This window comes from Pedobacter sp. WC2501 (assembly GCF_052682415.1).
This window is the reverse complement of record NZ_JBQZFI010000001.1, coordinates 3,140,515-3,154,051: the sequence shown is the minus strand read 5'-3', so window position 1 is coordinate 3,154,051 and position 13,537 is coordinate 3,140,515. Positions and strand designations below refer to the sequence as shown.

The following is a 13,537-nucleotide window of genomic DNA, read 5'->3' as shown; positions in this document are numbered from 1 at the left end:
GGCAATTGTTTACCGATCCCGTTTCTTCTTCAGTTCATTAATTTCTTTTTGCTGGCTAATCATGTACAGCGTAAGTTCTTCGATTTTTTCAAGCAGTTTTTTATTCATTTTCCCAAGTTCGACACCATTCTCTTCCGCTTCTTTTGCTGAAGGAAGACCCGGCAGGTGTTTATTAACCGAAATGTATCGTTCAAGTTCATCCGGAGTGAGTGGGCGGTAATCTGTAGCAAAAACATAATCAGGCCAGTCTCTGGCTTCTACTTTAATTTCGCGTGCACGGATGTTGCCATTTACTGATAGTTTTTCGCGTGGAGAGGTAGTACCAATGCCTATATCCCCTTGAGGGTTTATTGTGAGTGCCTCAACTTTCGCCGCATTGTATTTGGTGTAAAAACTTAAAGAACTGGCTACCAATCCGGTACCACCATGCAACAATTTTGCTTGTATCCCACCAATTTCTGTTATGCTTCCATCATTAACAATGTTTTTAAAAACAATTCCCGCCCCTTTACTACCCTCTATAGTGTTCTTTATTAAACTAAGTTGATCAAAATCACCACCAGACCCCACCTCTAACTTTGCAGTTGGACTGGTAGTTCCAATACCAACATTACCACCATAAGGGGCAAGTAACAAGCTTTTATCCATTGTTCCTATTCCATTAGTCGGTAAAATAGCGGGATGTCCGAAAGCATTTACGTTAAAAATTATCCCATTGTTGGTTGTTGAATTTCTTATAGAAAATTGATTACCCTCTATCTGAAGTTTATCTGTTGGATTGGTGGTTCCTATACCAACATTTTCACCGTTGGTAGGAAATACACTTTGCGCTGAAACCGTTGCGAAGCCTGCGCTAAGGATTACAAAAGCGAGAATTTTTTTCATATTTTACTGTTTAATATTTTTCCTGATGCTTGCCAATTCCTCTATTACCTTATCAATCTGTTGCTGTTGTTTTTTATTTGTCGCCTTTTCACTATTAAGCTGTTTTTCCTTTTCGATCAAATGAAGGGTAAGCTCCTCTACCTTTTGCAACAGCTTAATATTCAGTTCACCAAGATTTAAGCCGTTATCAACCATTTGTTTGGCTGTTGGAATTTCAGGCAGGTGTCTGTTGGTTTTAACAAATTTTTCAAGCTCATTTAAATCAGGAAGTTTATAATCGGGCTCAAACACAAAATCGGCTCCTGCGTTAGTGGAAACCTTAATTTCGCGGGCGCCAATGTTTCCAGCTACGGTTAGTTTATCCTGTGGGTTGGCTGTGCCGATGCCAACATTTCCATTTGCCAATGCTTTTATCGCAATTGATGCTCCTGCTCCGGACCCCGTTAAAGTTCCTACATAAAGTTCCCATTCGTTTGTCATGGGTAAAAACTTGTTTACCGTTAAATCGTTGCCTGTTGCGCTTAATGGCGTAAATGAGCCATTAAAGTTTATCGATCTTATTTTGATATAAACCAAAAGCGGAACCTCTGGTACTCCAAAAGTATTTATAGCGCGTATCCTAAACCTTGGGCTGCCGTATTGGGTATTGCAATCTATCGTAAAATTTTGTTGCACATCTCCATATTTGTTCCTGTTCGAACATCCGGTTTCCCGCCAGATATTCGGATTGGCATGAGAAATTGCTGCAATATGCGTAGCAGCCGCAGCAATGTTGCCCCTGGTGTAGGCAATTGAAATCTCATAAAAACCTGAAGCGCCAGCTGAAATGGGCTGAACACCCACAAATTCGATATAATCGCCAACGGAGAAGCCTGCAGGAAAGGTAACATTGGTTTCATAACCATCAACTACCAAACTGGAAACCGAATTTTTATTTATTTTTTCGATAGCCTGGACGCTATTGAAAAAAAACAGCGCAAGCATTAAGATTAAGCGATAATTTTTCATTTTCTTTTAGATTTTAAGTTGTGCTGGATGATCAATTTTTTCTCCATTGCTTTAATTATTTTTTCTTGTGCGATTAAATGAAGCGTAAGTTCTTCTTGGTTTTTAAGGAGTTTTTTCACTAAGGTACCCAGTTCTACCCCATTACTTTCCACTTCTTTTGCACCTGGCATCTCAGGAAGATGTTTATAAGCCTTAATGTAACTTTCCAATTCTTCCAACTTTCCAACCTTATAACCATCCTCAAAAACATAATCAGGCCAGTTGCTGGCGTCTACTTTAATTTCTTTTGCACGGATATTGCCGTTTACGGCAAGCTTAAATCCCTTTGTGTCAGTTGTACCCAAACCCAAATTGCCATTCAAATAATTTAATCCACCGCTATGGCTATAAATTGTTCCCTCATCACTTTTTCCTGAAGAATTGACGTACGCATCTATCGAGGTTTTAAAGGTATGGGCAGGTCCGTTAATCTCCTGGTAAGGTAGCGCGTTTTGCACCCCATCAAAAACACGCGGATTCTGAACAGCAGCAGATTTAACATAATAAGTGGTACCCCCACCTTTAAGCCATATTACAAAATCATAAGATGCATTACTTATTGTTGCATCGCGATATCCCGCAATAAAAGGAACATTAACATTAAGTCCATTATTGATTTGTCTAATGTCTACATCGGTAAAACGCGCACCATTACCCCATCTGATCGTATGAAACCTGAATGTAGACATTAGTGATCCTCTCCAATTTGCATCTTTATGAACATCAGAACGGCCGATTTCAAGTTCTGTTTGACTATTGTTGTCCCAGTTGAGATCGGCAAACACTACCGGATAAAATTTATCCAAATCACCACCAACTATAAATGGTTGGGCCACTCCTGCCATAAAGCATGACATGAGTACTATGGAAAGCATTAATTTCTTCATTTTTTAATTTTGTTAGATTTTTAACTGTTTTGATTTTGTTGCTGAAGGATACGTTCGCTTTTTGGAGCCTTTATTTCATTTTCTTTAGCATTTCACTCAGCATTTTTTCCTGCCGGGCCAGCCTGCTTTCGAGATCATTAACCTTTGTATTTTGATTGTTGAGCTGTTTATCCTTTTCAATCAGGTGTAAAGTGAGTTCTTCTACTTTTTGCAGCAGTTTAATATTCAATTCGCCAAGGTTTACCCCGTTTTCGACCATTTCTTTAGCTGTTGGAATTTCGGGAAGGTGCTTGTTGGTTTTTACAAATTTTTCAAGTGCTGCTAAGGCTGGGAGTCTATAATCGGGCTCGAATACAAAATCGGCTCCTGCATTGGTAGAAACCTTAATTTCTCGTGCACCAATTTTCCCGGCTACGGTTAACATATCACTTGGGTTTGTGGTACCGATACCAACGTTGCCACCATTGATGTAATGGTTACCCTGTCCGGTTATCATTAATCTTCCGGTAGATTCTACATTATTTTTTGAATCCAGTAAAGTCATCCAATCAGACCAGGTATTCTGGGCATAAAAAGCTTCCCTATACCTTATTTTCGAATTATCCCAGCCTGCGAAATAAAACTGACCGGTTTGATGTGCACCCAAACCATAAAATTCCATAACGGTTCCATACTCCGTTGGGCCTCCATTTTGATAATTATCCCACATTTTTATTGACATTGGGTTAATGGTGGTTCTTGGTGCAGCTGAGAAATTGATATTCTGGTGGGTAAATGTTAACTGTTCCTGTTGTGCAAACAACAGGCTTGAAAATGCAAAATTTAAAAAGAGCGTTAGTTTTAGTTTCATAATTTTGTTTTGGTTATAATCTAATCTTTATATGTTTTTTAGATGTAAAACTAATAGGTTTACCTAAAAGCTTATTATTTATCTTCTTTTGTCTTCAAGAGCTTCAACTCTTTTAATAAGTGTATCTATTTTTTTGTCCTTTTCTATTAAATACAGGGTTAACTCTTCAACCTTTTGTAATAGTTTAATATTCAATTCGCCAAGGTTTACCCCGTTTTCGACCATTTCTTTAGCTGTTGGAATTTCGGGCAGGTGTTTATGGGTTTTTACAAATTTCTCGAGTGCTTTCAAGTCAGGAATTTCATAACCAGGTTCAAAAACAAAATCGGCTCCTGCATTGGTAGAAACCTTAATTTCTCGTGCACCAATTTTCCCGGCTACGGTTAACATATCACTTGGGTTTGTGGTACCGATACCAACCCTACCGCCGCTATTTTGTAATATTAAATTGTTGGTTAAGGCTCCTCCATTGCTAAAAGCCCTTAATTGACTATAAGTATTTCCAGAAACATTACCCTGATCAATCTGAATAAAAGATCCATTTGATCCCAATAAGAGATCACTTGTGCCGATAAATGCGGCTCCACGAACATCAAGTTTACCTATTGGATTATTTGTGCCCATACCAATATTAGCAGCTTCGATAATCAGGTTATCAAAACCAGTTGTTATATCATATGCACCAATCCTTGCATAGCCAGGGTTACCACCAGCAAAAGCATATTTGTTTGGGTTTGCCAATGATCTGAACTGGATTTCCCGATTTGTTGATGTACCCTGATTAGTAACAGTTTGTAAATCTTGCGCAAAACCATTTATAAATAAAATGGAAAAAAAAGCTGTTAATATCGATCTCATAAAATTTAGTTTTTAATGTGAACTGTAGAAGCTTCTAATTTTTTTAATCTTTCTTGAAAAGCAACCAGCAGCGCCGCCTGCGATTTTAATAGTTTTCCCTGGTCGGAAATGTTTTTGTCTTTTTCGATAAGATGCAAGGTTAATTCTTCTATTTTCTTTTGCTGTAACTTAAACATTTCGCTAACCGATAATCCATTTGTCTCAACTTCTTTAGCGGTTGGCATATAAGGCAGATGTTTGTTTGTTTTAATATAACTTTCTAATCCTTTCAATGTCCCAACATCGTAACCTTCCTCAAAAACATAATCAGGCCAGTTGCTGGCTTCTACTTTAATTTCACGGGCTCGGATGTTGCCATTTACTGATAGTTTTTCGCGAGGTGTAGCAGTGCCTATTCCAATATCGCCATTAGCTTTAATCAGCATCGAAAGCGACCCTGTGAAAGTCTGGCCTTCAGTTACCGGACCAGGCGTATTGGTATAAAATATAATACCACCCTGATGATTCTGAGAATTTCCCGGAATTACGATTGAAGCACCAGACATTGTACTATGTGTATTAGCAATTTTCTGATCATCATTGTCAGAAAAAAACAGATTAGAAGACATTAGTACAGATCCATGATTATTTGAACTAAAATTAGCATAGCTCTTTGTACTTGTACTCATATTTGTTTGACCAAATGCGGCATTAAAGCTTTTTATATTACCGAGTACATCCAATTTTGATGTTGGATTGGTGGTTCCTATACCAACATTTTCACCGTTGGTAGGAAATACACTTTGCGCTGAAACCGTTCCAAAGCCTGCGCTAAGGATTACAAGAGCGAGAATTTTCTTCATATTTTACTGTTTAATATTTTTCTTGATACTTGCCAATTCCTCTATTACTAAATCAATCTGTTGCTGTTGTTTTTTATTTGTTGCCTTTTCACTATTAAGCTGTTTTTCCTTTTCGATCAAATGAAGGGTAAGCTCTTCTACCTTTTGTAACAGCTTAATATTCAGTTCACCAAGATTTAAACCGTTATCAACCATTTGTTTGGCTGTTGGAATTTCAGGAAGGTGCTTGTTGGTTTTTACAAATTTTTCAAGTGCTGCTAAGGCTGGGAGTCTATAATCGGGCTCGAATACAAAATCGGCTCCTGCATTGGTAGAGACTTTAATTTCACGGGCACCAATTTTTCCGGCTACGGTAAGTTTTTCTTGCGGGTTGGTTGTACCAATGCCTACACTGCCATTCGTATTCCAAATCCCATTTCCTGAAAAGGAGACATCTCCTTTAAATCTGTTTTTATAAGGAACCTCCACGGTTTTTGAACTATTCAAAGGTTCATCCGCGGTAGTCCATCCTGCAAACCAACTCGAAGCTTCATTCATTCCCTGTGCATAAGCACTCACGGTAAACCGTTGGAAATAAATTTTATCGTCTATAAAAATAACTACCTTACCATTTTCGGAAGAAAGCAGCACTTTTGGTGTGTAAGCTCCTGAAGAGGAAATGCTTGGAAAGTGAAAATAATAATTCACAGGATCATCCCAATTACTCCCACCCGAATAAATATAATAACATATTGATAAATTAATAGGTTCGCTTGGGCCATAACTATAACCGGTAATATTAATGGTCGGCATTTGACTTGCAGGCGTAAATGGCAAATTGGTTTTAATTTTAACACCATGCACAGGTGTACCATTTAAGCTATAGTTTACGATATTATTATAATTCTGCGCAAAGGCCATATTTGCGCAGCACATGATTAAAATTAAATAGAGATATTTCATGCAAGTTTTATTTTGGTTAATTATTCCGATCTTCTTTAAGTTTATTAGGGGCAGTAAATTGCTACCTAAGGGGCAAAAATTTATGAAGTGATTTACTTAATTTTCTTCCGGATTTCTTTCAATATTTTAGTCTGCTCATCTACCACAGCCTGCAAAGTATTCATCTGCTTATCTTTCTCAATCAGATGCAGGGTAAGTTCTTCCACCTTTTGCAAGAGTTTAATATTTAATTCTCCCAGGTTTACCCCGTTTTCTACCATTTGCTTTGCTGCCGGAATATCAGGCAGGTGTTTATGGGTTTTTACAAATTTTTCAAGTTCTGCTAAGTCTGTGAGTTTATAATCAGGCTCAAACACAAAATCGGCACCTGCATTGGTAGAGACTTTAATTTCACGGGCGCCAATCTTTCCGGCTACGGTAAGCATTTCGGTTGGGTTTGCTGTGCCAATGCCTACATTTCCATTGGTTCCCGAAATAACTAACGAATTGAGGGTTACCAATGTACCATCACCATTGTAAACCTGGATATGCAGATTTTGGTCACCTCCACCATTATTGATTTGAAATGCTTTTCCTGAAGGATCGAATATGGCTCCAGTGCGCGCTTCTCTATTAAATGCTAAAATACCAAAATATGGGCTTGCACCTGGCTCGATACTTACACCTGTACTTCCAGATCGGATGGTAAGTGAAGAATTTGGTGTACTGGTTCCTATCCCCACATTGCCATTTGTTTCTAGCAATACTTTAGACCATGTTTGTGCAGGGTTATTATTGGTTTTTCTAAAATATAGTTCCTGATTAAAAAAACTACCGGCAAACTGCATCGCAAAATTATTATTAGTATTGCTGTGACGAACATCTAATAAATGCCACCAATCAGATGCCCCAGCAGGATAATTAACAGGTTGGTATGTTTCAAAAAAACCTGATACAGCGCCTGCATTTCCCTGTAGGCCGGCATCAATTCTGGTTTGAGTTTGTGCCTGAACCAGAACGAAGGAGCAGGCTAAAGCGAGCGATAAATAGATTTTTTTCATCATTTTTTATAGTTTTTTTAACTGATTGAGCTGTTTTTGCTGGTCTAAACTTTCTTTTTTTAATTCGATTACATAAAGTGTTAATTCTTCAATCTTTTTCAGTAAAAGTTTATTCATTTCACCTAGTTCAATTCCATTGGCGGCCACTTCTTTAGCTGAAGGAGTTTCCGGAAGGTGTTTGTTTACTTTGATGTAATCTTCCAAGCTTTCCAATTTTCCAACCTTATAACCTTTTTCAAAAACATAATCAGGCCAGTTGGTGGCTTCAACTTTGACTTCTATGGCACGGATTTTACCGTTTACAGAAAGTTTTTCTTTGGGGCTAGCCGTTCCAATACCAACATTGCCCATCGCAGTAAGATCTGCATCAATGTATAATTTAGAAAAATAAGAATTTGGTCCTCCACCATACGGAACCGGACTACGGGAAGAATTTGCACCTGCACTTTCTAAATAAAGTATGTTTGAGCCGTCAGCCGCGAGTCTAAACTGAGGGCCTCCACTGCCATATCTATGAAATGCTAATGTTGGTGATGAGTTAATTACCGTTCCATTATTATTTACAATTTCTATACTATTGGTAGTCAGAGCTGCGTTGGTCCAAGAATAGCTACCCATCCCTATATTGCCATAGCTAAACCATGCCTGCCCCTCTGCTCTAGCGGTACCCGCTACATCAAAATTATATTCTGGGGTTTTTCCAATACCAACCTTTCCATCACTTTCCATTACTACCTTTTGCCAAGGCTGCCCAGGGTTATTATTCGTTTTCCGAAAATATAAATCCTGATTAAAAAAACTACCGGCAAACTGCATCGCATAATTATTAATATTGTTACTGTGCCGCACATCTAACAAATGCCACCAGCTACTGGCGCCCGCGGGGTAATTTACTGGAGCGATTGTTTCAAAAAAGCCGGATACTGCTCCAGCATTGCCTTGTAAACCGGCATTATCTCTTATAGCGGTTTGTGCATTCACCATTAAAGAGGTAAAGCAGAATAAGGTGAGTGCTGTTAATTTGATCTTTTTTTTCACTATTTTAATTTCTTTAAGATTTTCTGGATGGTTTTATCCTGTTGGGTGAGTTTTGATGTTAACTGATTGACCTTATTTTCTTGATTTTGAAGCTGTTTTTCTTTTTCGATAAGATGTAAAGTGAGTTCTTCTATCTTTTTTTGTTGCAGTTTTACCATTTCGCCCAGTTCCAATCCGTTGCCCTCAATATCTTTAGCTGAAGGCATACCTGGCAAGTGTTTATTGGCCCTGATATAACTTTCCAACTCTTTCAACGTTTCAACATTATAGCCGTCTTCAAAAACGTAGTCAGGCCAGTTGGCGGCATCTACTTTGATTTCTTTTGCACGGATTTTACCGTTAACCGAAAGTTTTTCTGTGGGGTTTAATGTACCAAAACCAATATTGCCAGCATTGTTAAAAAAAGAGAAACTTTCTGGATTAGCAATTGATGACCAGGTAAATTGCGTTGGTATATTGGTTTCTTTTTGAAAATAAGGGGTGAAATCATTACCTCTAATTAGAAAAGTTAAGCCAAGATTTGCAATGGGTGTTTTGATATAAACATCATAAAGCTCTTCATTCCCATTTTCATTTGAGATTTTTGCATACCATTGTAATTGGTTAGCAGAATTTCCAGATAACTGTATTATGGGTTTTTGTGTACCCGATAACTTTTGCGGAAAAGAAAAATCGATATAACTACCTCCCAATCCTTGATAATCTACAAAATAAGCACGACCAGCCACACCTCCTTTGCCCCAAAAACCTTGTGAAGGATTGTAGTTTTTTATCGAAAATAGTTTTATCCATTCTTGCTCAACCGTATGGTGATAATATTCGTAAACATAAAGTTTGGTAATGCTATTTGTATTTGGATCGCCCAATATGGTTTGTGCTTTACCCAAGTGATAACTCATTAATAAAGCAATTAAGATGATCCATGATTTGAAGTTTTTCATAATTTTTGAGTTTTAGATTTTAGCGTTTCTAGTTCTTTTTTGATCATTATCATTTCTCTATCTTTTTGAATGAGATAAAGCGTAATTTCCTCTACTTTTTTAAGCAACAGTTTATTCATTTCACCTAATGCTATCCCATTTTCCTGTACTTCTTTAGCAGAAGGAATTTCTGGCAAATGTTTATTGGCTTTGATATAACTTTCCAACCCTTCCAAGGTTCCAACCTGATAACCTTCTTCAAAAACATAATCAGGCCAGTCTCTGGCTTCTACTTTAATTTCTTTTGCGCGGATATTACCATTAACAGACAGTTTTTCGTATGGCGTGGCTATGCCGATGCCTACATTTCCATTGCCCATTAACCTTAACAGTTGTTTCTCTTGACTGGCATTGTTATAACTATAAAAGGCGAATCCACCTTGAGACCCACCCCCTTCATTTGCTATAAAATCAGTTTCTCCATGTCCGGCAGTCCTATTCCACCCGATAAGCATTTTACCTGTACTACTTAAGTTTTGATATTCGGCAGGATTTCCAGCTATATCAAGATTCGCGCTCTGCCCCCCAAATTTTGCCGTACCTATAACATCTAATTTTGCACCAGGATCTGTTGTACCTATCCCCACATTTCCATTGTATTGCCAGGTCATGGCATGCTGATCCGGAACATTGCTCTCATTGTGTGCTCCGTTCACATATAAATCTAACCTTGAACCCCAGGCGGAGGGTCCACCATGGGCAACCCTAAACTCAGCAGATTCATGATAACTATAGTTCCCTGTACCAAACCGCGATAACTTTAACGTTGTCTGAGCAGCTGAAACCACACCTGCTGGTTTGCTGTCCGGACCAACGAATACATGAAGCGGCGCACCTGGAGTGAGTGTACCGATACCCACCGCTCCGTTAGTAGGAAGAGTATTTTGCGCATAGGCGAGCGTGCTTCCAGATAGTATCGAGAAAACAACTAAAAACTTAAAATTCATAACTTGGTTTTTTTTATCGGTTTTAGATTTGTTATTTTTAAGAACTTATAGCCTTTGGATAAGTGCATCAATTTTCTTATCCCTCTATGAGAGGTAAAGTCAGCTCTTCAATTTTTTTCAATATTTTTTATTCATTTCACCCAGTTCAATATCATTTGTTTCAACTTTTTTGTCAAAAGGTATAACAGGCAGATGTTTGTTTATAGCTTTCCAATCCTTTCAACCTTCCAACATGATAACCGTTGGCAAAAACATTGTCATTCCACTTGGTCAATTCTACTTTTACTTCTCTTTCCCTATTGGTTGAATATTAAATAATTTCTTATTTCAGAAGAGTATTGATTTTTTTGTGATCAGGTAATTATTTTAAACCAAAGCCTAACGTTTCTTGTGTACTATTTTGAGTTTGCGATTTTCAAGTTCCAATGCGCTGAACTTTTTATCCAGGCTGATCAGATGCAGGGTGAGCTCCTCTATCTTTTGCAACAGTTTAATATTCAGTTCGCCTAAATTTACACCGTTTTCTGTCATATCTTTTGCCGTAGGAATCTCTGGCAGGTGTTTATTGGTTTTTACAAATGCTTCCAATTCAGCAAGATCAGTAAGTTTGTAATCAGGTTCGAAAACAAAATCTGCTCCGGTAGTATTTACCACAATTTCGTTTGCACGGGCTTTTCCGTTAACATCCAAAATATATCCTGAATTTCCCTGTGTGTTTTTCCCAATTAATACATTGCCGTTGTCGGTTATGGTAAACTTAGGTCCCATTACAGAATTGTCTTGATTGTAATTCCAAAACTGTAATGAATTACCATAAGGTCCAGTCATATTATAGAATGTCCACCGATAACCTGCATTATTTATATTTTTAGAAGGGTTCTCTAATATTAAGGAGGCGCCCTCATTTGAACCAACACTGGAGAGAATATTTCCGGCAACAGATAGTTTCTGAATTGGATTAATTGCCCCGATACTTACACTGGTTCCTATCCCCACATTGCCATTTGTTTCTAGCAATACTTTAGACCATGTTTGTGCAGGGTTATTATTGGTTTTTCTAAAGTATAGTTCCTGATTAAAAAAACTACCGGCAAACTGCATCGCAAAATTATTATTAGTATTGCTGTGACGTACATCTAATAAATGCCACCAATCATATGCCCCAGCAGGATAATTAACAGGTTGGTATGTTTCAAAAAAACCCGATACAGCGCCTGCATTTCCCTGTAGGCCGGCATCAATTCTGGTTTGAGTTTGTGCTGTTGAGATTAAAGGAGGGATGCAAAATATAAGGAGGGCCGATAATTTGATGTTTTTTTTCATTATTTTAGTTTCTTTAGAATTTCCTGAAGGATTTTATCTTGTTGAGCAAGTTTTGTCTCAAGCTTTGTTACCTGGCCACTTTGTGTATTAAGCTGTTTTTCTTTCTCAATTAGGTGCAGCGTTAGCTCTTCTACCTTTTGCAACAGTTTAATATTCAGTTCCCCTAAGTTTACACCCTTTTCTACCATTTCTTTAGCCGATGGGATTTCGGGAAGGTGTTTATTGGCTTTTACAAAACTTTCTACTTCGGCTAAATCAGGTAATTTATAGCCTGGCTCAAACACAAAATCAGCGCCAGCATTGGTAGAAACCTTAATTTCCCTTGCGCCGATTTTTCCGGCTACCGTTAACATATCTGTTGGATTTGCTGTACCAATACCGATATTACCATTTCTATCAATGCGCATTTTCTCTTCCCCAGCTGTACCAAAAACAATATTTTGATTTATATCAGGGACAGTAGAATAGGAACTGATATCGATGTATGACATTATTGCCGGTGTTGTTCCAGCTCCTGCACTCAATCTTAATAAGCCGTCATCATAAGCATATCCACCAGCGCTATAGGCTCTGATTTCGCCGCTTAAAGGTTGAGTAGATAAGGAAGGTCTTGGTGATGTATTAGTTAATACCGACTGCAGCAACATATTTCCCACTAAGTCTAATTTAGCTTTTGGATTTGTGGTACCAATACCTACATTTCCTGAACCCGGAAAAGTATTTTGGGCAAACAACATTTTGCCCGTAAATAAAAAGAGGATAATAAAGATGTTTTTTAATTTCATAACTTATTTTACTTTGGGTTTCTTATCTTTTTTGAAAATGGATTTTAACCACCGGGTAATCTTAACTGCTTTACTGGGTTGATAAGCCATCACTTTCCCTTTTTTGTAACGGATTACCTGAATGCTATCGGCATTGATACGTTTTTCAAGTTTTCCATTCAACTGACCATCATGATACTTTCCTCTTTCCAGCAAAACACCTTCCTGATCATATTTTTCAAATCTACCATTTGGCTTTCCAGACGAATAATTCACTATCGAATCCAGTATCCCATCTTCACCCCAGCTTTTCCACCTACCTGATTTCAGGCCCATTTCAAAAATACCCTGGGTTTTAAGGCCTTTGGTGTCATAAAATTCATTGTAATCACCATTAAGCAATTTACCACTATAACCACCCTGGGTGTAACAGATCTGGTTGCCACTATACCAGGCATATTTCCGGTCCGATTTGATATTCCCTAAACCAATTTCGGGGCGTTGTACATAAAAAACTGCTTTATAATGATCGTAGTTAACCGTATGGCTGTAATTATCCACACTAAAGTAAGATTTCATACTTTGTGCGTCCGCCTGCAAAAACAGTACACATAACTGAAGCATTGTGATATAAATAAATTTCATTTAACTATTGATAAATATTTTGTGGCGTTTTGGTATTCTACTTTTATAGAATCGCCAATACGTTTTATAAATTTTAAACCATTTGCCCGTTCGCCTTCACTGAGCATCACTTCTTTACCGTTTACACTGATAATGGCTACATGTCTTTTTTCTATGCGGTTATAAATCTGCCCGCTATAAATAATACCCGACCAGTTTACCTGAGGTTTAATAGGAACCGGCATTGGTGGCAGTGCCTGAACATTTGTTGATACCTTAACCTGTTCTGGTTCAGAGCCTCCTAAAGCAAAAGGATCGTTATATCCCATTTCTAATATCACATTGTCTTTTGCATGATCTACCATATTAAAAAAAGGCTCACGGGTTGTCCGCGAATTAGGCTGCACCGTATCTTCTGCGGTCATGCCGGCAAAAACCCTGTAAAAAATGATGCCCCATACGCCGGCAACACAACAAATCAACAGATAAGTCATTTTTTTACTTTTCATC

General features: G+C 37.9%; 15 protein-coding genes. All 15 read right to left on the bottom strand.

The genetic code is table 11. From position 1 onward, the window contains the following. Positions 1 to 9: 9 nt before the first annotated feature. Positions 10 to 885 carry a hypothetical protein gene (locus tag ACUN24_RS13540; RefSeq protein ID WP_445562957.1) on the bottom strand — a complete coding sequence of 292 codons (876 nt, stop codon included), beginning with the start codon at positions 883 to 885 and terminating at the stop codon, positions 10 to 12. 3 nt (positions 886 to 888) lie between these two features. After that, the gene (locus ACUN24_RS13535; protein ID WP_445562956.1) at positions 889 to 1,893 is read right to left on the bottom strand and encodes a hypothetical protein; all 1,005 of its coding nucleotides are present in this window, start codon (positions 1,891 to 1,893) and stop codon (positions 889 to 891) included. Further along, positions 1,890 to 2,819, bottom strand: coding sequence for a hypothetical protein (locus ACUN24_RS13530; protein ID WP_445562955.1), 930 nt, complete (start codon positions 2,817 to 2,819; stop codon positions 1,890 to 1,892). The genes ACUN24_RS13535 and ACUN24_RS13530 overlap by 4 nt, the downstream gene beginning before the upstream one ends. Positions 2,820 to 2,889: 70 nt before the next feature. Further along, the gene (locus ACUN24_RS13525; protein ID WP_445562954.1) at positions 2,890 to 3,669 is read right to left on the bottom strand and encodes a hypothetical protein; all 780 of its coding nucleotides are present in this window, start codon (positions 3,667 to 3,669) and stop codon (positions 2,890 to 2,892) included. Positions 3,670 to 3,747: 78 nt separating this feature from the next. Further along, on the bottom strand, positions 3,748 to 4,527 hold the full coding sequence (locus ACUN24_RS13520) for a hypothetical protein (RefSeq protein WP_445562953.1): 780 nt from the start codon (positions 4,525 to 4,527) through the stop codon (positions 3,748 to 3,750). A 5-nt stretch (positions 4,528 to 4,532) separates the two neighbouring features. Then, the gene (locus ACUN24_RS13515; protein ID WP_445562952.1) at positions 4,533 to 5,369 is read right to left on the bottom strand and encodes a hypothetical protein; all 837 of its coding nucleotides are present in this window, start codon (positions 5,367 to 5,369) and stop codon (positions 4,533 to 4,535) included. 3 nt (positions 5,370 to 5,372) lie between these two features. Further along, positions 5,373 to 6,311 (bottom strand): hypothetical protein, encoded by a 939-nt coding sequence (locus ACUN24_RS13510; protein ID WP_445562951.1) that lies wholly within the window; start codon positions 6,309 to 6,311, stop codon positions 5,373 to 5,375. 92 nt (positions 6,312 to 6,403) lie between these two features. Further along, positions 6,404 to 7,354: a hypothetical protein gene (locus tag ACUN24_RS13505; RefSeq protein ID WP_445562950.1), complete on the bottom strand. Its 951-nt coding sequence runs from the start codon at positions 7,352 to 7,354 to the stop codon at positions 6,404 to 6,406. A gap of 3 nt (positions 7,355 to 7,357) precedes the next feature. Next, on the bottom strand, positions 7,358 to 8,389 hold the full coding sequence (locus ACUN24_RS13500; RefSeq protein WP_445562949.1) for a hypothetical protein: 1,032 nt from the start codon (positions 8,387 to 8,389) through the stop codon (positions 7,358 to 7,360). Continuing rightward, entirely contained in the window at positions 8,389 to 9,330 is a 942-nt protein-coding gene (locus ACUN24_RS13495; protein ID WP_445562948.1) for a hypothetical protein, read from the bottom strand. Before ACUN24_RS13495 ends, ACUN24_RS13500 begins: the two co-directional genes overlap by 1 nt. Continuing rightward, on the bottom strand, positions 9,327 to 10,316 hold the full coding sequence (locus ACUN24_RS13490) for a hypothetical protein (RefSeq protein WP_445562947.1): 990 nt from the start codon (positions 10,314 to 10,316) through the stop codon (positions 9,327 to 9,329). Before ACUN24_RS13490 ends, ACUN24_RS13495 begins: the two co-directional genes overlap by 4 nt. Positions 10,317 to 10,694: 378 nt before the next feature. Beyond that, the gene (locus ACUN24_RS13485; protein WP_445562946.1) at positions 10,695 to 11,639 is read right to left on the bottom strand and encodes a hypothetical protein; all 945 of its coding nucleotides are present in this window, start codon (positions 11,637 to 11,639) and stop codon (positions 10,695 to 10,697) included. After that, a complete protein-coding gene (locus ACUN24_RS13480; RefSeq protein ID WP_445562945.1) occupies positions 11,639 to 12,424 on the bottom strand; it encodes a hypothetical protein in 786 nt (261 codons plus the stop codon). The genes ACUN24_RS13485 and ACUN24_RS13480 overlap by 1 nt, the downstream gene beginning before the upstream one ends. A 3-nt stretch (positions 12,425 to 12,427) precedes the next feature. Continuing rightward, a complete protein-coding gene (locus tag ACUN24_RS13475) occupies positions 12,428 to 13,048 on the bottom strand; it encodes a toxin-antitoxin system YwqK family antitoxin (RefSeq protein ID WP_445562944.1) in 621 nt (206 codons plus the stop codon). Continuing rightward, a complete protein-coding gene (locus ACUN24_RS13470) occupies positions 13,045 to 13,536 on the bottom strand; it encodes a hypothetical protein (protein ID WP_445562943.1) in 492 nt (163 codons plus the stop codon). Before ACUN24_RS13470 ends, ACUN24_RS13475 begins: the two co-directional genes overlap by 4 nt. Between the last annotated feature and the right edge of the window lies 1 nt (position 13,537).